Annotated in this window: 17 protein-coding genes; 3 read left to right on the forward strand and 14 right to left on the reverse strand. The window is 39.1% G+C overall.

Annotation, left to right across the window (positions count from 1 at the left end; genetic code table 11):
• The first annotated feature begins 121 nt into the window (after positions 1-121).
• A complete protein-coding gene (locus A9Q68_RS06420) occupies positions 122-382 on the forward strand; it encodes a metal-sensitive transcriptional regulator (RefSeq protein WP_071793863.1) in 261 nt (86 codons plus the stop codon).
• A gap of 49 nt (positions 383-431) precedes the next feature.
• Here the strand turns inward: A9Q68_RS06420 and codY are convergent, their stop codons facing one another.
• Positions 432-1,214: a GTP-sensing pleiotropic transcriptional regulator CodY gene (gene codY, locus A9Q68_RS06425; RefSeq protein ID WP_071793864.1), complete on the reverse strand. Its 783-nt coding sequence runs from the start codon at positions 1,212-1,214 to the stop codon at positions 432-434.
• 191 nt (positions 1,215-1,405) lie between these two features.
• Positions 1,406-2,620 (reverse strand): pyridoxal phosphate-dependent aminotransferase, encoded by a 1,215-nt coding sequence (locus A9Q68_RS06430; protein ID WP_071793865.1) that lies wholly within the window; start codon positions 2,618-2,620, stop codon positions 1,406-1,408.
• Between the two features lie 192 nt (positions 2,621-2,812).
• On the opposite strand from A9Q68_RS06430, the gene A9Q68_RS06435 reads away from it, so the two are divergent.
• Entirely contained in the window at positions 2,813-3,265 is a 453-nt protein-coding gene (locus A9Q68_RS06435; RefSeq protein WP_071793866.1) for a universal stress protein, read from the forward strand.
• A gap of 25 nt (positions 3,266-3,290) precedes the next feature.
• On the opposite strand, the gene A9Q68_RS06440 is transcribed toward A9Q68_RS06435, so the two are convergent.
• Positions 3,291-4,688 carry a Cof-type HAD-IIB family hydrolase gene (locus A9Q68_RS06440; RefSeq protein WP_071793867.1) on the reverse strand — a complete coding sequence of 466 codons (1,398 nt, stop codon included), beginning with the start codon at positions 4,686-4,688 and terminating at the stop codon, positions 3,291-3,293.
• A 70-nt stretch (positions 4,689-4,758) separates the two neighbouring features.
• Here A9Q68_RS06440 and A9Q68_RS06445 point away from each other — a divergent pair, with 70 nt between their 5' ends.
• Complete coding sequence (locus A9Q68_RS06445; RefSeq protein WP_071793868.1) at positions 4,759-5,721, forward strand: asparaginase; 963 nt, start codon at positions 4,759-4,761, stop codon at positions 5,719-5,721.
• Between the two features lie 42 nt (positions 5,722-5,763).
• Here A9Q68_RS06445 and A9Q68_RS06450 read toward each other — a convergent pair whose 3' ends face one another.
• From A9Q68_RS06450 to A9Q68_RS06500, 11 genes are all read right to left on the reverse strand, one after another.
• Positions 5,764-6,681: an aldo/keto reductase gene (locus A9Q68_RS06450; protein ID WP_071793869.1), complete on the reverse strand. Its 918-nt coding sequence runs from the start codon at positions 6,679-6,681 to the stop codon at positions 5,764-5,766.
• A 126-nt stretch (positions 6,682-6,807) separates the two neighbouring features.
• Positions 6,808-8,823: an ATP-dependent DNA helicase RecG gene (gene recG / locus A9Q68_RS06455; RefSeq protein ID WP_071793870.1), complete on the reverse strand. Its 2,016-nt coding sequence runs from the start codon at positions 8,821-8,823 to the stop codon at positions 6,808-6,810.
• Positions 8,824-8,888: 65 nt separating this feature from the next.
• Complete coding sequence (gene alr, locus A9Q68_RS06460; RefSeq protein ID WP_071793871.1) at positions 8,889-9,992, reverse strand: alanine racemase; 1,104 nt, start codon at positions 9,990-9,992, stop codon at positions 8,889-8,891.
• Positions 9,989-10,345, reverse strand: coding sequence for a holo-ACP synthase (gene acpS / locus A9Q68_RS06465; protein WP_071793872.1), 357 nt, complete (start codon positions 10,343-10,345; stop codon positions 9,989-9,991). Before acpS ends, alr begins: the two co-directional genes overlap by 4 nt.
• Before the next feature lie 111 nt (positions 10,346-10,456).
• Positions 10,457-12,988: a preprotein translocase subunit SecA gene (gene secA, locus A9Q68_RS06470; protein ID WP_071793873.1), complete on the reverse strand. Its 2,532-nt coding sequence runs from the start codon at positions 12,986-12,988 to the stop codon at positions 10,457-10,459.
• 144 nt (positions 12,989-13,132) lie between these two features.
• Complete coding sequence (manA, locus tag A9Q68_RS06475; RefSeq protein WP_071793874.1) at positions 13,133-14,083, reverse strand: mannose-6-phosphate isomerase, class I; 951 nt, start codon at positions 14,081-14,083, stop codon at positions 13,133-13,135.
• 25 nt (positions 14,084-14,108) lie between these two features.
• Positions 14,109-15,527: a glycoside hydrolase family 1 protein gene (locus tag A9Q68_RS06480; RefSeq protein WP_071793875.1), complete on the reverse strand. Its 1,419-nt coding sequence runs from the start codon at positions 15,525-15,527 to the stop codon at positions 14,109-14,111.
• Positions 15,528-15,589: 62 nt separating this feature from the next.
• Complete coding sequence (gene celB / locus A9Q68_RS06485; protein ID WP_071793876.1) at positions 15,590-16,882, reverse strand: PTS cellobiose transporter subunit IIC; 1,293 nt, start codon at positions 16,880-16,882, stop codon at positions 15,590-15,592.
• A gap of 91 nt (positions 16,883-16,973) precedes the next feature.
• Positions 16,974-17,750, reverse strand: coding sequence for a MurR/RpiR family transcriptional regulator (locus tag A9Q68_RS06490; protein ID WP_071793877.1), 777 nt, complete (start codon positions 17,748-17,750; stop codon positions 16,974-16,976).
• A gap of 106 nt (positions 17,751-17,856) precedes the next feature.
• Positions 17,857-18,738: a fructokinase ScrK gene (gene scrK / locus A9Q68_RS06495; protein ID WP_071793878.1), complete on the reverse strand. Its 882-nt coding sequence runs from the start codon at positions 18,736-18,738 to the stop codon at positions 17,857-17,859.
• Between the two features lie 131 nt (positions 18,739-18,869).
• The gene (locus A9Q68_RS06500; protein WP_071793879.1) at positions 18,870-20,738 is read right to left on the reverse strand and encodes a sucrose-specific PTS transporter subunit IIBC; all 1,869 of its coding nucleotides are present in this window, start codon (positions 20,736-20,738) and stop codon (positions 18,870-18,872) included.
• Between the last annotated feature and the right edge of the window lie 162 nt (positions 20,739-20,900).

Consider the following 20,900-nt stretch of genomic DNA (forward strand, 5'->3'; position numbering starts at 1 on the left):
TTATACCCTATATGGTATATCAAGAATAGCATGCTCATAACTTAAAGTCAAGAAATTACGCTAGCAAAAAATTGACAAAAAGATTTTTGCAACGTATAATGGCTAAGGAAATGAGGTTTTTATGAGGACTGAGAAAAAAGATATTATCAATAGATTAAAGCGTACCGAAGGTCAGTTACGTGGGGTTCAAAAGATGATTGAGGATGAGAAAACATGTTTTGATATCATAACCCAGCTAACAGCCATTCGATCTAGTATCAATTCAACCATGGGTGTTATCATTGGCAATAAAATTACCGATGTCATCGAAAACCCTGTCGATGATCCTGAACTCCAAGAAGAACGCATCAATCAAGCAGTAAACCTAATTATCAAAAAATAAAAGACATCAAAATGAGCCACGGACTAGAGTCCATGGCTCACTTTTTTGCTTAAATTTCTTTAAGTTTTTCAAAAATACCTTCGTTGATAACTTTAAGGTAGGTACCTTTCATTCCAAGGGAACGACTTTCAATAATGCCAGCACTTTCCAATTTTCTCAATGCGTTAACAATTACTGAACGGGTAATACCAATGCGGTCAGCAATAATAGATGCTGTTAAACGACCTTCATTACCATCTAATTCTCCAAGAATAGCAGCAACAGCCTTCATTTCAGAATAAGATAAGGTATTCATAGCCATATTAACGGCAGTTTGTTTACGAATGGTTTCTTCAAGATTTTCTGTTTGAAGATTTAACAATTGGATACCTACTACGGTACTTGAAATTTCAATCAGAATCAAATCATCATCGTTAAATTTCGTGTCATTACGCCAGATAATCAATGAACCAAGACGCATACCACCACCGTAAATAGGTGCAATCGTTGTTAATCCATCAGGAAAATCTTCTTTAGATTCAACTGGGAAGATAGTCAAGTCACTATCGATAGGCAAGTTAGCTTCTGTATCATAAACGCGACTTGCAGCTTTGACATAGCTGTCTGGGAATTGCTTTGCTTCAAAGAATTCTTCAACACGGTCATTGTTGGTTTTGTACTTCATAGCATACCCTAAAAGAGTTCCACCACCATTGATAATGCAAGCATTACAATCGATGATATCCGCTAATCGAGATGCCATGATATTATACGGTAATTCAGCTTCTAAACTATCGACAGAACGCTGAAGAATAGATGTAATTTTACGGGTTTTTTCTAATAAATTGGGCATAATTAACCTGTTTCCTTTGATATTTTTCGACTTAATTATACCAAATAATGTTAGATTTAGCAAGGAATTATCAGAAAATTGTTTATAATTTCTACAATTCATATTTTTCAAGACATTTAACCATTTTTTCAAAAAAAAAGCCTCGAATTTTTTCGAGACTATCCTATTTTTTCTTCTTAATGAGATTTTGATTAACGGCGATAGTTATTCAAAACACGCGTTATTTTTTCTTGAACATCTGCTAATTCTTCTACAGTTGGTAGATAGACAATACGGAAGTGATCAGGATCCTTCCAGTTAAACCCTCGTCCATGTACCAGCATGACTTTTTCTTGTTTTAGCAAGTCTAAAACAAATTGCTCATCATCTTCAATGCGATACACTTTTCGGTCAATCTTAGGGAAAATATAGAGACCTGCTTGTGGTTTCACTGCCGAAAGACCTGGGATATTATTGATAGCTTCATAAATAAAGTTTCTTTGTTCAAAAATACGACCACCAGGTAGCAAAAGTTTATCCACCGATTGGTGTCCGCCCAAAGAGGTTTGAACAACTTGTTGAGCTAAAACATTTGAACAAAGACGCATATTAGCTAACATATTAATGCCTTCAATATAACCGCGCACATTTTCTTTAGGACCTGAGAGCACCATCCAACCTACACGGAAGCCCGCAATACGATGTGATTTCGACAGACCATTCATAGAAACACAGAAAACATCCGGAGCTAAACTTGCAATTGCAATATGCTCACCACCATCCATAACCAAACGATCATAGATTTCATCAGCGAAGATAATCAATTGATGTTCACGCGCAATCGCAACAATTTCTTCTAAAAGCTCTTTTGGATATAAAGCACCAGTTGGATTATTTGGATTGATAATGACAATGGCCTTAGTACGATTATTAATTTTAGAGCGAATATCGTCTAAATCAGGGTACCAATTAGCTTCTTCATCACAAATATAATGACGGGCATGACCTCCTGCTAGGCTGACACAGGCAGTCCACAATGGATAGTCTGGCATAGGAACAAGCACTTCATCGCCATCGTCAAGTAGAGCTTGCATTGACATAGAAATTAACTCTGAAACACCATTTCCCAAATAAATATCATTGATATCAACTTCCGGAAAATCTTTTAGTTGACAGTATTGCATAATAGCTTTGCGGGCTGAAAAAATACCACGACTGTCAGAATATCCCTCACTATTACGAGCATTTAGGATTAAATCTCGAATAACTTCATCTGGGGCCTCAAAGCCAAAAGCAGCTGGGTTACCAGTATTCAATCGAAGAATTTTTTCGCCATTGGCCATCATGCGTTCAGCTTCTTCCAATACTGGACCTCGAATATCATAGGCAACATGTTCTAACTTGGATGATTTCTCAAATATTTTCATAACTTTTACCTCGTACTAAACATTATAACAAAATCACTAAAAATAAAAAGAATTTTCCAACAATTTTAGTGATGAAAAATTCTGGTAAAAAAATTTCTGAAAAATCGTTAACCGCTTTCAAAATTGCAAAAAAAAGAGTATAATAAAGGTAAATAGAAATTAGCAACTTCGTAAAAAAAGGAGGTCGTCACTATGATCCAAAAATATGAACATATCTTAGTTGCCGTCGATGGTTCTTTTGAATCTGAACTTGCTTTTGACAAAGGTGTCAACGTTGCCTTACGTAATAACGGTGAACTTATTTTAGCTCACGTAATTGATACACGGGCCTTACAGAGCGTCGCTACATTTGACACCTATATCTATGACAAGTTAGAACAAGAAGCCAAAGAAGTTCTTTCTGACCTAGAAAAGCAAGCACGCGAGCAAGGCGTTACTAAGGTCAAACAAGTCATTGAATTTGGAAATCCCAAAAATCTATTAGCTCATGAGATACCGGATCGTGAAAATGTCGACCTGATTATGGTCGGAGCTACTGGTTTAAATACATTTGAACGCCTATTGATAGGCTCATCTTCTGAATACATCATGCGACATGCTAAAGTTGACTTGTTAGTTGTTCGTGATAGTAACAAAACCCTATAACAAAAGCTTGAGTAGTTTCATCTACTCAAGCCTTTTCTTTTTCTAAACGCTGTAAAGATTTTTGGAGTTGTTTATCTAGCTCTTTTTTAATAGCCTTTTCCGGAGCATATTGTTTCTCCCAATTATCAGGTTTTAAAACCTTATGAGTAACCGGATCGAAATGCGCCTTACCATCTGGGAAAAGTTTCCCCATATTTGATTCATGGACCGTTTCAAAGATGGGTTGTGGGTCCACACCCATTAAAACAAAGGAACCATAGGTGAAATAAAGCAAGTCTGTCAAAGCATCAACTTGTGCTACTAATGGTGAATCAGTATTATCCTTATCCTGAACTTTAATAGCAGCCTTATCAATAGCCGAATGCATGTCCATTAAAGCTTGTGTAAACTTATTCTTATCACCTTGGCTGGCAGCATGAATAAACTCAACCAATTCTTCAATTTTGAAATCAGCACGATGACTAGCATCCTTCAAAGCATAACCTCTCGGGGTCTCAATGGTATCACCATCCATAACACGATGAAAATCTTTGACTTTGTTGAAGTTTTCATCCCGACTCTTAAAGCTTTTCTCAATATCAAAGTGAATCAAGCCATAATGAGCTAAGGCCTTAGAAATACCACCATTGTTATTTGAGGAAGTGACAAAGCTAGCGTCGGCTTTAAGGAGATCATCGGCATTACCCATTGCAACCCCAATACCGACACCATTAAGCATTTCAATGTCGTTATCAGAATCGCCAAAGGCCATAACTTCTGATAGTTCAAAGCCATACATTTCACCAAGACGTTCAATCCCCTTGATTTTTGATTGATCCACTGAAATCAAGTCAATCGAGTAGGGACTACTTCTGGTGATTTTTACATGGGGGAATTTTTCTTTGATGGCAGCTGTTTCTTCTGCAGAGGCAACCATAACAATTTGATAAATAGGTTCCCGCATGATGGTAACTAAATTATCAAAGCTCTGTGGTTTAACCCGTCTGATTAAATTCTTAAAGCTTCCTTCAACGGTACGCACCATACTCTTGGGAACAATACTAGAAACGACTTGACCAAATTGACTAGTCCCCATGTCGATAATCCGAGAGCCTGCCAAACCAGAAGCTGTACCAAGTGAAACTTCTTTTTTCTTATCACTTGCAAAGCGAATTACACGGTAAATCAGTGATTTTGGCAATTGATTTTGGTAAAGAATTTTATCCCTGGTTAAAATGTATTGACCATTATAAGTAACCGCAAAATCTAAACCAAAGTTTTCCAAAAAAGGCTGCACAAAACCTGGGCCTCGACCAGTTGCCAAGCCCACCATTATTCCTTGTTTTTTTAAACTTTGAATGGCTTTTTGTGTTGTTTTTTGAACATTTTTTCGGTCATTTAATAATGTCCCATCAATGTCAAAAAAGACTGCTTTAATTGTCAAAACCTTTTTTACTCTCTTCTATTTATGATAGAATAGATTATAACATATTTCGAAGAAAGAATGGCAAATAATGAAAGAAATTCTTGTATTACACACAGGAGGAACAATTTCCATGCAGGCTGATGCCAATGGAAAAGTTGCCCCCAATCAAGTCAATCCCATGACTCAAGTTGGATTGGATATCGACAATATCAATTTAACCGTCATCGACTTTCTTAATCTGCCAAGCCCACATATTATTCCCAAACACATGTTGGCACTCTATCACAAAATTAAAGAAATTGGTGATAACTATGATGGCATTGTTATTACACATGGAACAGATACTTTAGAAGAAACAGCCTACTTTCTTGATACGATGGAAGTCCCAGATATTCCTATCGTTGTCACAGGTGCTATGCGGTCCTCCAATGAAATAGGTAGCGATGGTATTTACAACTACTTAACAGCCATTAAAGTTGCCAGTCATGACAAATCAAAGGGTAAAGGCGTTCTTGTGGTTATGAATGATGAAATCCACGCCGCCAAATATGTGACCAAAACCCATACAACTAATGTATCCACATTTCAAACACCAACACACGGCCCACTTGGTGTCATTATGAAAAACGATATCCTCTTTTTCAAAACCGCTGAACCTCGTGTCCGCTTTGATCTCCAAACTGTTTCAGGAACTGTTCCCATTATTAAGGCCTATGCTGGTATGGGAGACGGTTCGATCTTAAGTCTCCTCAATCCTGACAGTATTCAAGGCTTAGTCATCGAAGCCTTAGGGGCTGGAAATATCCCTCCACTAGCAGCCCCCGAAGTCCAACGACTTATCGCTCTTGGGATCCCAGTAGCCTTGGTTTCACGTTGCTTTAACGGTATCGCCGAACCCGTGTATGCCTACCAAGGTGGCGGTGCTATGCTGCGCGATGTCGGAGTCATGTTTGTCAAAGAACTTAATGCTCCCAAAGCTCGCCTTAAACTCTTGATTGCCTTAAATGCCGGTTTAAATGGCCAAGATTTAAAAGATTACATTGAAGGATAACAAACGAAACCTAGCTAGATTCTCTAGCTAGGTTCTTTTTCATTATGGTAGGATATTGCCTGCGCTTCGATAGATGTCGTACCACTCTGTACGAGTGAGGTTGACTGAATTAGCTTGCGCAATTTTTTTCAAGCGTTCTGGATTCATGGAACCAACAATGGCTTGCATTTGTGCCGGATGACGTAAAATCCAAGCAATGATGATAGCCTCAGATGATACCTGGTATTGATTCGCCAGATTTTCAATGGTTTCGTTTAATTCTTGATAATCAGGATTGCCAGTAAATAATCCCTTGTCCAAATCAATTTGGAAAGGCGACCAGGCTTGAATCGTAACCTTATTTAAGCGACAATATTCAACCACACCATTATCACGGTCGATACCCGCCTGACTACGCATGTTAACGTTCAAACCAGCGTCAAACATTGGTGTATGGGCAGGTGATAATTGCATTTGGTTAACGGCAATTTTTTGGTCCATATAAGCTTGTAAGAGTTCCATTTGGTAGCGATTTTGGTTACTAACACCAAAATGTTTGACCTTACCAGCTTTTTCCAATTGCGTAAAGGCTTCAGCCACTTCTTCAGGTTCCACTAAAACATCTGGACGGTGAAGGACTAGAAAGTCTAAATGATCTGTTTCAAGTCGGCTTAAAATACCTTCAACAGATGAAATAATATGTTCTTTTGAAAAATCAAAATAACCTTTTTGAATACCACATTTTGATTGTAGGATATAATCATCGCGGTTTATACCTAAATTTTTAGCTGCTTGGGCAAAACGGATTTCTGATTCTCCGCCGCCATAGATATCAGCGTGATCAATAAAACTGATACCTTCTTCTAAGGCAGTCGCAATTATTTTTTCAGCTTGAGCGACTTCCAAAGCTGCCATCCGCATACAGCCTAAAGCAATACGCGAGGCCTCAAGACCTGTTTGTCCAATGAGTTGTGTTGTCATAAGATTCTCCTTTTTGACTAATAACTTTCTCTATTATAGCATGAATTGCAAACGATTTCTGAGATAAGACTGACTTTTTAAACTTAACTCAAGCATTGCTAGTTTCCTAGACATTTATTATTGACTCTAGTCAAAGGCTCCTTGTTCCTCTAAATTATCGGCAATGAGTTGCCAGCGCGGATCGATTTGCCAATTTTCTTGACTAGCAATTTCACTAGCTACTCTTCTGGCTTCTTCCAAAATAGGGTAGTCTTCTAACAAATCGGCCGTTTTAAATTCTGGAATCCCAGACTGTCTAGTTCCGAAGATTTCACCCGAACCGCGCATTTTCAAATCAGCCTCGGCTAAGACAAAACCATCAGTGGTCTCTGTCATGATTCGCATCCGATCCTTACCACTATCCGTTTTGGGATTTGAAACCAAAACAGCATATGATTGCTTATGACCACGACCAACCCGACCACGTAACTGGTGTAATTGGCTGAGACCAAAACGATCAGCATCCATAATAAGCATAATACTGGCGTTAGGAACATTAACCCCAACTTCAATAACCGTCGTTGAAACCAAGATATCAGTTTCTTGGTTTTTAAAGGCCTGCATGATGGTATCCTTGTCCTCATTTTTCATCTTACCATGCATGAGGGCAATTCTTGCTTGATCCTTAAAGTAGTCTTTCAACTCATGTTCTAAAGCGACAGCGTTTTTTAAATCCAATGCCTCTGATTCTTCAATCAAAGGAGAAATCACATAGACTTGGGCGCCTTTGGCAATTTCCTGACCCATCCAAGCCAAAACCTTTTCCAACTGTTGGTGCTTGACCCAGCGGGTAATAATGGGCTTACGGCCTGCTGGTAGTTCATCAATGATTGAGACATCCATCTCCCCATAGGCTGTAATGGCTAAAGTTCGTGGAATCGGAGTCGCGGTCATCATGAGAACATCGGGATTTTCACCTTTTTCCCGGAAAACCCGACGTTGATTGACGCCAAAACGGTGCTGCTCATCGGTAATGACTAAGCCAAGACGATGGTATTGAACAGCATCTTGAATCAGGGCATGGGTGCCAACAATCATGTCAACGGAACCATCAGCAATAGCAGCCAAGGCACTTCTTCTAGCTGCCGCTTTCATCCCTGACTTGAGGATGGCAATGGATAAATCTGGGAAAAGCTCCGTCAAACTTTGATAGTGCTGCTCGGCTAAGATTTCAGTGGGAACCATCAATGCGGACTGATAGCCAGCCGTATAAGCAGCATACATCGCCAAACTGGCGATAACCGTTTTCCCCGAACCGACATCACCTTGTAAAAGGCGATTCATATGTTGACCTGTCCTCATATCCTTTAAAATATCCGTTAAACTCCGACTTTGAGCACCCGTCAAAGGGAAGGGTAAGCCTTGAATAACCGCGTCAACAGCTTCTTGCTTAAAGGGGATAGCCAGTCCAGAGGACTCCGTCTTATTAGCATGCTTGAGCACCTGCAATTGCATTTGGAAATAGAAGAGTTCTTCAAATTTTATCCGTCTAAGAGCCTGCCGATACTCGGCTAAATCCACAGGAAAATGCATAGCCCTAATTGCATCTTGTCGAGCCATCAGGCGGTATTTTTGAACTAAGATGTCTGGAATATTTTCTTCAATCTGGCTTAAAACCTGACTATCAAAGGCTGCTTTGATGGCTTTAATCAAGGCTGCTTGGCTGACGCCTTGAGTCACATGGTAAACCGGCTGTAAATCATCTTCCAAGCTGATTAAAAATTTCATGCCTGTTAAGCTTGCTTTTTTCTGATCCCATTTACCAAAAATAGCCACTTCTTTATCCAATTCAATCTTATCCGCAAGATAAGGTTGATTAAAAAAGTTAATGGCAATAACTAATTCATCCTGCTTAATTTTAAAAGCCAAGCGATTACGCTTAAAGCCATAGTACTGGACATTAGCTGGTGTGACAACAGTCCCCGTGACAACGGCCTTTTCCCCATCTTGCAAGTCAAAAACGGATTTACTTTTAAAATCCTCATAACGAAAAGGATAATAGAGCAGTAAATCCTTAATGGTGAAAATATCTAATTTTTGGAATTTCTCAGCTGATTTGGGCCCAAAACCCTTCAACTCTGAAACTGGTGACTCTAAATGCATGATAATCCTTCCGTCCTAAAGAAAAACTCTTGTACCTATTATACAAGAGTTTGCTTATTATTGCATTAGTGGTACTTTCTTGGGATGCGATCACTCAAAAGGCAGAGAACCTCATAATTGATGGTCCCTTTTTTGTTGGCCAAATCAGTGGCCGTGATTTCCTTATCCCCATCTTTACCAATCAAGGTTACTTTTTCACCAATCGGATAAGCCTTAGGCAATCTAACAGTGATTTGGTCCATGGAAACCCGGCCAATAATTTGGCAAAATTGTCCATCAATCAAGACTGAAAAATCTTGCAAGTCTCTAGTCCAACCATCGGCGTAGCCAATCGGGATTGTCCCCACGAATTCATCTGCTTTGGCGGTATAAGTCGCTCCATAACCAACCGTATCACCGGCATGAATGGCCTTAACATGGACTAATCGCGAACTTAAAGTCAAAGCTTCTTCCAAAGGATAAGGTAAGGCTAATTTTGAACCACTTGGATTTAAACCATAAATGACAATTCCTAGGCGCACTGCATTAAAAATAGTTTCACTATGCCAAATACTAGTTGCAGAATTGCTAGCGTGAACCAAGGCTGGTTTGTAAGTCAAACCATTTACTAATTCTGTAAAGAATGTCAATTGGGCCTGGAATTTTTCAGTATCAGCCTCATCTGCCGTCGCAAAATGAGTGAAAATCCCGTCCACTTGAATATTAGCCTTGAGCATATTGGCAATTAATTGATCAGCTTCAGCTAAGGACCGGACACCAATTCTACCCATTCCAGAATCGACTTTGAGATGCACATGAAGTCTGGAAAGGTCACTGAAGTAAGCTTGGGCAGCATTTAGCCACTCCTGACTAGCAACCGTAATGGTTATCTGATTTTCAATTACCAAAGGCAACTCAGAAGCTAAAACAACGCCAAGAATCAAGATTTCCTTTTTGATACCAGCTTGTCGCAATTCCAAGGCTTCATCCAAGTTGGAGACGCAATAAGCATCTACTTCTTGACTGATAGCATTGGCGACTGCTACCGCACCATGGCCATAGGCATTGGCCTTGACGACTGCATAGGTTTTGGTCCCTTGCGGGATATGTGTTTGAACAGCCTTAATATTATTTTGGATTGCTTTTAAATCCACAGTTGCTACTGTTGGACGATGTAAACTTGAAATCACTCTTTTTCCTCCAATATGACACTTGCTTGCACGTAATCACCACTATGCGAAATACTTAAGAAGCTTTGGCCTGAAAATGGCGAGCGGCTAAAATAAGGTCTTCCCTTAGGGTCTGACGCCACTTCAATATCTTGAAAACTTAACTTACCGATACCAGTTCCCATAGCTTTGGAAAAGGCTTCTTTTGCCGCCCAACGGCCGGCTAAATAAGTTATTTGGCGCCAATCACTATGGGCCTCAAAAATAGCTAGCTCACTTGCCGTTAAGACCTTTTGAGCAAAGCGCGGATTCCGTTTAAAAGCTCGTTCAATAGCAGCTATTTCTTGCAAATCAATGCCGTGTCCAATAATCATTTAATTACCTGTCTTGATTGTCTATTCTTCCATTGATGAAGTGAAAGTCCATGAAGCTAAGACAAGGTCTTAGCTTCACTTTTTTATCTTTCTGAATTGATCTGACCGGCATTAATTAAATGCTTTACGGCCATGACAATTTTTGAATTTTTTACCTGATCCACAAGGACATGGATCATTACGTTTGACATTTTCATAAACTTGAGCAGCTTGTGCTTGTTCATTATCAGTTTGAGCTGAAATGTTTTGTGTAGCCGTTGTTGTTGCATGTTGACTAGCACGTTCTCTTTCTTGCTCATGAATTTGAGCTTTCATCATCGTGCGCGTAACATCAAACTCAATGGCACCAATCATATCTTGAAACATTTTAAAGCCTTCAGCCTGATATTCAACCACCGGATTATTTTGGGCATAACCACGGAGACCAACAGAGTTACGTAATTGATCTAAAGCATCAATATGTTCTGTCCACTTGTTATCGACAACCATTAGGAGCAATACTTTTTGGAATTCCAAGACAGCATCTTGGTCATGCAATTTCGCCATTTGACTCTCATAGATGTCAAGGGCACGTTTATAAAGCAACTCTTTAATTTGGTCGTCTTTAAGATTACGTAAATCTTTAACAGAAATGGATTCTTCTGGAACAATATTAGTTCTGGCAAAAGCTACAATAGCATCAAGAGCATCGTTACGATTACTTCTTGAATGAGCTTCAAGCGTCCGTTTAATGGTCCGTTTAATCATAGCTTTAATTTCTGGACCAAGGTCACGGTTAGCGGTGATAACATCACGGCGGTTAGCATAGATGATTTCACGTTGTTCACGCATAACATCATCGTATTGAAGGACTTGTTTACGGGTATCATAGTTATTACCCTCAACACGTTTTTGAGCTGACTCAACTTGGCGAGCTAACATCCGAGATTTAATGACAGCATCTTCTTCTTCCACGCGCATTCTATCCAAGAAAGCTTTAATGCGGTCAGAACCAAAACGTCTCATCAAGTCATCTTCTAATGACAGATAAAATTGTGATTCACCTGGATCTCCTTGACGACCTGAACGACCACGAAGCTGGTTATCAATACGACGACTTTCGTGTCTTTCTGTACCAATAACACAAAGTCCACCTAGTTCACGAACGCCTTCACCCAATTTAATATCGGTACCACGACCGGCCATATTGGTGGCGATAGTAACCGCACCACGTTGACCAGCATTCATGATAATTTGAGCTTCTTTAAAGTGGTTTTTAGCATTAAGAACTTCATGGGGAACACCGGCAGCAACCAATTGTTTCGAAATATAGTCACTGGTTTCAACAGCAACCGTACCAACAAGGACAGGTTGTCCTTTTAGATGGCGCTCTTTAACGTCCGCAATAACTGCTTTAAATTTAGATTCTAAGGTAGGGTAAAGCAAATCGGTGTGGTCTAAACGTGCAACAGGTCTGTTGGTTGGAATAGGAATAATACGCATGTTATAAACTTCGCGGAATTCTTCTTCTTCTGTTTTAGCTGTACCTGTCATACCAGCCAATTTTTTGTACATCCGGAACATATTCTGGTAGGTAATTGAAGCACTCGTTTTAGACTCTTCCTGAATGCGAACACCTTCTTTAGCTTCAATAGCTTGGTGTAAGCCATCAGAGAAACGACGACCTTCCATGGTACGACCAGTAAACTGATCGACGATAAGGATTTCACCTTCTTCACTAACCACATAGTCAATATCAAGCAACATGATGTAGTTGGCACGAAGGGCATTATCAATAAAGTGAGTTAAAGCAACATTGTCGATGTCATACAAGTTAGCCAAGTTAAAGTAAGATTCAGCTTTGTCAATACCAGAATCACTTAAACCAATGGTTTTAGTCGGCACGTCAATGATATAATCGTCAACCTTAAGGGTCTTAACAAACATATCTGCACGCACATATAATTGATTGGTTTCTGAGCTGACAGCCCCCGATACAATCAATGGTGTTCTGGCTTCGTCAATCAAAACGGAGTCCACTTCATCGACTAAAGCATAGTTAAGTGGACGTTGTACCATATCTTCCTGACGAACAACCATGTTGTCACGGAGGTAGTCAAAACCAACTTCTGAGTTAGTAGAGTAAGTAATATCGCAGAGATAAGCTTCACGTTTTTCAGCAGGTGATTTAGCTGCTAAGTTAATCCCAACAGAAAGACCTAACCAGCTATAAACTTCACCCATCTCAGTCGCATCACGTGTTGAAAGGTATTCATTAACAGTAATAACGTGAACACCTTCACCAGCAATGGCATTCAAATAAACGGGCATTGTCGCTGTAAGGGTTTTACCTTCACCGGTACGCATTTCTGGAACGTCACCATTATGGAGAACAATCCCCCCCATGATTTGGACGCGGTAAGGATAAAGTCCTAAAACACGTTTGGCAGCTTCACGGACAACTGCAAAAGCTTCAGGTAATAATTGTTCAAGGGTTTCCCCTTTTTGATATCGTTCTTTAAATTCGGGTGTTTTTGCTTGTAAATCTTGATCAGACATTGCTTCCATCTGATCGGCATAAGATTCAACTTTCTTAGCAAGTTTTTCTAATTTTCTTATTTCGCCTTTGTCATTTTCAATGACTTTGCGTAGAATATTGGCCATTCTAATTCCTTTCGATCATCTTATCAGTTCATTTTATCATAATTAAGGAGTCAGTACAAGAAAACCCAACAAAGGAAAAGAGAAAAGGGGAAAGCATTCCAAACCTTTTCTCTTAAGCATTTCTAAATGATAATTTTTATAAAATTATAAGTTATTTGGATGACTGGCAATCATCTCTAATTGTCCTTCAAAAGTCCAAGCTTTAACATCATTTGGTAGAATAAAGTGCATTCCTTTTTTGATAACATAAGCTTCAGAACCAACAGCAAGTCTCCCTTGACCTTCTAAAACACTGACCAAGAGATATGGCGCTGTTTGCTTCATCTCTACCAAACCATCAGCCACCCACTTATAAACAGTGAAGAATGGATTGGAAACAAGACAAGTAGACACTAAATGGTCAACAACAATAGTTGCAGGTATACTGTTTTCTGGCTCACCAAGATTTAAAACATCAATCGATTGTTTCAAATGCAAATCACGTAAGTTACCATCTGCATCTTTGCGGTCAAAATCATAAACACGATAAGTAGTATCACTAGACTGTTGTGTTTCCAGAATCATGATACCCTTACCAATAGCATGCATGGTTCCACTAGGAACAAAGAAGAAATCCCCAGCCTCAACTGGTACTTTTGTCAGTAAATTGTCCCAGTCACCGGCTTCTATCAAAGCCTTAAGCTCTTCCTTAGATTGCGCATTGTGTCCATAAATAATCTCTGAACCTGGCTCCGCGGAAATAATATACCAACACTCTGTCTTACCAAGCTCGCCTTCGTGTTCCATTCCATAAGCATCATCTGGATGCACTTGAACACTAAGCCAGTCATTAGCATCTAAAATTTTTGTCAATAGCGGGAATACTTTTTCCTTAGGATTACCAAAATAAGCAGGATTTTCTGCATAGACACGATCCAATTTCTGCCCCGCAAACTGACCATTTGAAATAGTTGAAACACCATTAGGATGAGCTGAAATTGCCCAATACTCACCAGTTGTTTCAGTTGGAATTTCATAATTGAAAATATCTCTTAATTTGGTGCCACCCCAAATTTTATCATGCATAAAAGATTCTAGGAAAAACGGTTCTGCCATTACAAGCCTCTTTTCTAAACTAATACTATAATATATCCATTATAGCATTTTTCACCTCTAATTGACCACTTTCGGCCAATTGACGCATCCAATAGCCTGATTTTTTCAGAGATTTGACCTGGTTATGGATGTTATTGGTAACCAAGCCATAACGATTTCGATAAGCATTAGCCCATGACCAACAATCAATCGGTGTCCACAAATGGTAGCCTAGGCAGTTACTACCTTCGCTGATACCTCGATGTAACCAATAGAGATGCTCAGTAATAAATTGAATTCGATAATCATCTTCAATCATGCCTTCTTCATTGAGGTAACGGTCTTCGCGAGAAACACCCATACCATTTTCGCTGATATACCATTGAATATTGTCATAGTTTTCTTGAATATCTTTGGCAATATCGTAAACTGCTTTTGGATAGATTTCCCAACCTTTGTCAACATTCATACGTGCCATAGGCATTTCGTAGGCTTGCCAGAATTTAGTTGGTAAGAAGTCAACAGCCAAGCTATTGTAAGAATATTTAGGGCGTTGAACACGATTTGGATGGTAGAAATTAACACCAAGAATATCAATAATATTATCTTTGATGATCTCTAACTCCTCTTGGCTGCTTTCCCAGAGAGCACCTTCTTTTTCTAAAAGGGCAACTAATTCTGCAGGAAATTCACCTTTACTACTTGCATCCATAAAGAGACGATTGTACCAAAGGTCGGCAATATGGGCTGCTTTAACATCTTCTGCTTCTTGACTAGCTGGATAAGCCGGGGTTAAGTTTAAGATAATACCAATTTGGCCATTCAAATCAAGGGCACGATATTTTGCGATAGCTTTACTACTAGCTAATTGGAGATTGTAAGCAACTTGAACAGCAGCTTTGCCATCGACACGTTTAGGGTAGTGGAATTGTTCTAAATAGCCACCCTCAACCACCACGAGGGGTTCATTGTGCGTAAACCAATATTTAACACGGTCACCAAAAAGTTGGAAACATTTTTCCGCAAAACCAGCAAATAAGTCTACCACATGCTTGCTTTCCCATCCACCATACTTATGCAATAATTCTACTGGAATATCAAAATGATGGAGTGTAAAGAAAGGAGTAATTCCTTGAGCAATAAATTCATCAATAACCGCATTATAGAAGCCTGCTGCTTCCTCATTAACAGTATTTGTCTCTAGGTCATCAATTAAGCGTGACCATTGAATAGAAGTTCTCACTGTATTAAGACCACAATCTTTCATCAATTGGATATCAGACTTATAATCATAATAAAAGTTTGAAGCTGTATCTGGCCCTACATGGTTATAAAAATCTTGAGGGGCAATATCATACCAGTAATCCATGACATTTTGGTGTTGTTTTTTAAATGAGCCTTCTGATTGAGGACCACTTGTTGCTGCACCCCACCAGAATTTTTTTGGAAATTCTAATTGTGTCATCTTATCTCTCCTTTTTTTAAAAAAGGAGTTGGAAATTGCTTCCAACTCCATTATCAAGTCAATTAAATTTTTTCAGATTTATCTACCATTTTAAGGAATGGGAACCAAATCAAGCCAATCACCACAACTTGAACCAGTTGCAATAATGAACCCATAATAGAGTTGGTTGCTAAAAATCCTGAAATGAAAATTGGCATTGTCCAAGGAACTTGAGCCCCTGTTGTAAGTGGTACTAAACCACTTGCAAAACCAAGGTAGGCAACGATAACTGAAACGATTGGAGCCAATAACCAAGGAATAAAAATACTTGCATTCATCACGATTGGTAGACCAAAAATAACTGGTTCGTTTACGTTGAAGATACCAGGTCCTAAGGCAAAACGTCCAACTTCTTTATATTGTTTGCTCTTCATAATGAAAGCCATCATTAAAACAACAATTAAGGTTGACCCTGAACCACCTAAACCAACGGTAAAGGTATCCATAAATGATTTGGTAACGATATGACCATGTTCTGCTAAAGCTGCTGCACCTTGTTTTGTCAATTCGGCGTTGTCTAACATGTTAGTTTGCCAGAATGGTTCAAATACTGAGTTAACAATAACTTGTCCATGAAGACCAAAGAACCATAAGAATTGAACAAAGAAGAGGGCAACAATGGTTGCTGGTAAACTAGTTCCTAAACCAGTCAATGGTTTTTGAATGAGATTGTAGATAACATCATGAAGGTTAGTATGGAAAAGTGAGACCATGAGAGCATTCACAATCAAGAAAACCATTAAGGTTCCAAGTGCTGGAATTAAGGCTGAGAATGATTTTGAAACAGCTGGTGGCACACTTTCAGGCATTTTAATCGTGAACCCACGTTTTGTTAAATAAGCAAAAAGTTTAGCTGCAATAAAGGCTGCGATGATGCCTAGGAACATTCCTTTAGCCCCTAAACGATCTAAGCTAAGTGCTCCATTGGCTTGAGCGGCCACTTTGCCATCACCACCTAAGACGTCAAAGAAAAATGGTGTCAAAATTAAGAATGAAGACAAGGCAACGACTGCTGAGTAAATCCCTTCTTCAAGTTCTTCTGATTTGGCCATGTAGTAACCAATACCAAGGGTTACGAAGATGGTCATGATTGACATGGTTGCACTTTGACCATTACCAAAGAGGTTTGAAAATTGAGCTTTTAAGCTATCTGGCCAGAATGGTAGATTATTGAAAACGACGATCAATGATCCAAACATTGTTAGTGGGAAAGATAACATAAAAGCATCACGAAGAACTAATAAATATTTATTGTTCCCTAAAACTGTTGCTACTGGTAATATCTTTTCACTTAGCATATCCATAAATTTATTCATGGTAATCTCCTTTTACTAGTGACTAGTATTTATTTGTAAGAATAGTATACCATTTATGAAATTTATTTCAATAAGTTTTTCAAAATAAAATTTATTTTAAATTTTGATTGACATAGGCTGCTAGAATTTCTGACAAAATCAGGAAGAGGGAACGGTTATCCAATTGATAAAAATCTCCAGAGGGATTGCGTAGTTGCATGACATTGGAAGGCAGAACAATTAATTCTGTTGCATACTGTCTGATGTAGGGACTATCGACCATTGTAACGATGATGACCTGACAGCCGACGGCCTTAGCCGCTTCAAATAATTCTTCAAAATCCTTGTTACCTGTTACAGTATAAAAAAGAAGGACATGTTCTTTTGTCAGGGTTCTAGACAGGTAATACATTTTCGTTTTACTGGTAATGCTTTCCGTATATTTGTCCTGATAGAGAAGGGAATAGACCAATTGTTCAGCACTTAGACCAGAACTCCCGATACCTAAAACCTTAATGAGGTCAGATGAGGCCAATATTTTAGCAATCCGCTGCAACTGCGCCTCATCCAAATGGCTTTCTAACAAGGTAATATTATCCCGGTAATTGTTTAAAACCTTAGACATGATTTTTTTGCCTTGGCCTTGAGGTTCTTTCTGACTTTTATGCGACGCTTCTTCTAATCCTATTTTTAAATCTGGCAGACCCTTGTAACCAATTTTTTTAGCAAGGCGAACCAAGGCTGCCGGTGAAGTTTCAATCAATTGGGCAGCATCTTGAACATTATGATTAATCAGATAATCTGGATGTTCTAATAAACAGTTGGAAATCTTTTTATCAGTCTTGGTTAAGTTGGTGAAATTTACTGAAATCCGTTCTTTAAAATCCATCTTTATTCCTTTATTCTCTTGTTTTCTTACCTTTTAGCTTAACATCTCTCTGCTAGAAAGAAAAGACAAAACTTCCTAAAAGGCTATTTTAGGAAGTCTGTCAAATTTAGTTTTCAGCGGCAGCTTTGGCTAAGGCAAAGTTACCAAGTGTTGCGGAGCCATTATTCTCAATAGCAGGGGTAACAATATAAGATTTAAGATCAGGCACTGGTAGATAGCCGTTAAGCAGCTCTACGAATTGACAGTGAACTCTATCAACCATATGTGCTTGAGCCATAACGCCACCACCGAATACAATGACCTCTGGGCGATAGAGCATGGTTGCTTGAAGGGCCGCTTGCGCAATATAGAAGGCCTGAATATCCCAAACTGGTGAATCCATTGGAATAAGCTCTCCTTTAATACCAGTTCTAGCTTCTAAACTTGGTCCTGCGCCCATCCCTTCGAGACAGCCCTTATGGAAAGGGCAAACTCCAGTAAAACCATTTTCAATATCAGTCGGATGAGCCATAACATAGGTATGACCAGCTTCTGTATGCCCCATACCGCCAACAAATTGACCATCTTGAATAGCTCCAGCCCCAATTCCAGTACCGATTGTGTAATAAACTAGGCTATCGACACCTGACCGAGCCATCATTTCACCATAGGCTGAACTATTAACGTCTGTCGTGAAATACATAGGCAGTTTAAGGGCATTTCTAAGACCACCCAACAAATCAACATTAGCCCATCCTGGTTTTGGAGTGCTGGTAATATAGCCATAAGTGGCTGAATCAGGGTCAATATCAATAGGACCAAACGAGCCAATGCCTAAACCTACTAAATCTTTAGCAAAAGGCTTGAAAAAGGCAATGCAATTGGCAATAGTCTCTTGCGGATTAGTCGTTGGAAACTGCGTCTGTTCAATAACGCTAAAGGAATCATCACCAATAGCGCAGACAAATTTAGTACCACCCGCTTCAATACTTCCATACAATCGTGTCATTAAAATCTCCTTCATAAAAACGTCTTCTTGCTTAATATTATAGGGAAAAGCTTTTCTGAAAGCAAGACTAGTTTCTCTTTTTACTTTGGGAAAATCGCCAGCTAAAAAGGCTAGAAAGACTAGCCCCTTTTTTATTTGACTGCTAACAAGTCTTGACCTGAAGCCACCTGACCCTGTGCCAAAACAGAGACACTTTGATAATCCGTTGAGTTAGTGACAATAACCATCGTAGTATCATCAAGTCCAGCCTCAGAAATTTTAGCCGAGTCAAAAGTGGCTAGCAAATCGCCTTTGTTAACCATCTGACCAACTGTGACTTTTGCGTCAAAGCCAGTTCCTGCCATAGAAACCGTATCAATACCAATGTGAATTAACACTTCTGCACCATTGACTGATCTAATTGCGAAAGCATGTCCAGTTTCAAAGGCAACTTCAACTTTACCGTCAACTGGAGCATAAACAGCTTGTTCACTAGGTTTAATAGCGACACCTTTACCCAATGCTCCTGATGCAAAAACAGGATCTGAAACGGCATCTAAATTTAGAACTTCACCAGCTAAAGGTGCTACAAGCACTTCTTCTTCAGCTTCAACAGCATCAGAAACTAAAGCTGGAGTTTCAGACTTTTTTACAGGTGTTTCCTCAACTTCATCTTCAAATCCAAAGAAGTAAGTAAGCATGAAACCAGCCGCAAAAGATACAGCCACCATGATAAGGTAAGAAATTAATTGTCCATTTAAATAGAGTAGGGTACCAGGAATAATGGTAATACCAAAACCAGTTCCAGCTAGGCCAAGAAGGGAAGCTGTTGCCCCACCGATAGCTCCTGCAACAAGTGAAAGGAAGAAAGGTTTACGGTAACGTAAGTTAACCCCAAAAATAGCTGGTTCAGTAATACCTAGGAAGGCAGAAAGTGCAGCTGGGAAAGCTAGAGCTTTCAATTTAGGATTTTTAGTTTTAACACCAACGGCTACTGTTGCTGCTCCTTGAGCAGTCATGGCAGCTGTAATAATGGCATTGAAAGGATTTGATCCATTATGAGCAATTAATTGTGATTCCAATAAATTGAAGATATGGTGAACACCAGAAACGACAATAATTTGATGAACCCCACCAATAAGTAATCCAGGAAGACCAAATGGTAAATCTAAAATAGCATTTGTCCCAATAAGAATATAATTTTCAACAACGTGGAATACTGGACCAATAACAAACAAGCCAAGAATTGACATGACTAATAAAGTCACAAATGGTGTTACCAATAAATCAAGTACTTCAGGAACATATTTACGGACAAATTTTTCAAATTTCGCACCGATAATACCGATGATGAAGGCCGGTAATACTGAACCTTGTAAGCCGACGACCGGAATAAAATCAAAGAAAACAGTTGCTTTGACGTCACCACCAGAGGCAACTGCCCAAGCATTAGGAAGGGAACCGGAGATTAGCATGAACCCTAAGACAATACCGATGACGGGATTACCACCAAATACTCGGAAAGTTGACCAGACCACTAAGGCTGGAAGGGCGATGAAGGCTGTATCTGTTAAAATTTGTGAATAAACATTTAAGTCTTCAGGCAAAGTAACACCTAAAGCTCCTAACAAACCACGAAGTCCCATAAAAAGACCTGTCGCAACAATTGCTGGGATAATAGGAACAAACACATCACCGAAAGTACGCACTGAGCGTTGGAACCAGTTACCTTGTTTAGCAGCTTCTGTTTTCATTTCAGATTTTGTCGAAGTTGGTAGCCCTAAAGCAACAACTTCATCATAGATTTTATTAACTGTACCTGTTCCAAAAATCATTTGATACTGACCAGAATTGAAGAAAGCACCTTTTACTTTTTCAATATTCTCTGCTTTTTCCTTATCAATTTTATCTTCGTCAACGACCATCACGCGCAAACGGGTCGCACAATGAGCTACACTTTTAACATTATCACGTCCACCTAAGGCTTCGATAACATCTTTTGCAATTTCTCTATTATCCATCCTTGTAAAAATCTCCTTTATTTTTTTGATAGCTTTTTTGCCATCTCTTGACTATCATTTTATCAGCTTAGGAAAATATGTCAAGCGTTTGACAGAAAATAATTTATTTACTGCAAAAATGTTGATTTTTAGAAAGAAAACGTTTAGTATAGAACTAAGACT

The sequence above is a fragment of the Streptococcus bovimastitidis genome, assembly GCF_001885095.1.
Lineage (GTDB): Bacteria > Bacillota > Bacilli > Lactobacillales > Streptococcaceae > Streptococcus > Streptococcus bovimastitidis.

Bases quoted from the DNA above. Each gene is read 5' to 3' on its own strand.
- secA (WP_071793873.1), bottom strand. From the start codon at position 12,988: ATGGCCAATATTCTACGCAAAGTCATTGAAAATGACAAAGGCGAAATA.
- A9Q68_RS06480 (WP_071793875.1), bottom strand. From the start codon at position 15,527: ATGACACAATTAGAATTTCCAAAAAAATTCTGGTGGGGTGCAGCAACA.
- celB (WP_071793876.1), bottom strand. From the start codon at position 16,882: ATGAATAAATTTATGGATATGCTAAGTGAAAAGATATTACCAGTAGCA.
- scrK (WP_071793878.1), bottom strand. From the start codon at position 18,738: ATGACACGATTGTATGGAAGTATTGAAGCGGGTGGTACTAAATTTGTC.
- A9Q68_RS06490 (WP_071793877.1), bottom strand. From the start codon at position 17,750: ATGGATTTTAAAGAACGGATTTCAGTAAATTTCACCAACTTAACCAAG.
- A9Q68_RS06500 (WP_071793879.1), bottom strand. From the start codon at position 20,738: ATGGATAATAGAGAAATTGCAAAAGATGTTATCGAAGCCTTAGGTGGA.
- A9Q68_RS06450 (WP_071793869.1), bottom strand. From the start codon at position 6,681: ATGACAACACAACTCATTGGACAAACAGGTCTTGAGGCCTCGCGTATT.
- A9Q68_RS06435 (WP_071793866.1), top strand. From the start codon at position 2,813: ATGATCCAAAAATATGAACATATCTTAGTTGCCGTCGATGGTTCTTTT.
- A9Q68_RS06445 (WP_071793868.1), top strand. From the start codon at position 4,759: ATGAAAGAAATTCTTGTATTACACACAGGAGGAACAATTTCCATGCAG.
- A9Q68_RS06430 (WP_071793865.1), bottom strand. From the start codon at position 2,620: ATGAAAATATTTGAGAAATCATCCAAGTTAGAACATGTTGCCTATGAT.
- recG (WP_071793870.1), bottom strand. From the start codon at position 8,823: ATGCATTTAGAGTCACCAGTTTCAGAGTTGAAGGGTTTTGGGCCCAAA.
- acpS (WP_071793872.1), bottom strand. From the start codon at position 10,345: ATGATTATTGGACACGGCATTGATTTGCAAGAAATAGCTGCTATTGAA.
- manA (WP_071793874.1), bottom strand. From the start codon at position 14,083: ATGGCAGAACCGTTTTTCCTAGAATCTTTTATGCATGATAAAATTTGG.
- codY (WP_071793864.1), bottom strand. From the start codon at position 1,214: ATGCCCAATTTATTAGAAAAAACCCGTAAAATTACATCTATTCTTCAG.
- A9Q68_RS06420 (WP_071793863.1), top strand. From the start codon at position 122: ATGAGGACTGAGAAAAAAGATATTATCAATAGATTAAAGCGTACCGAA.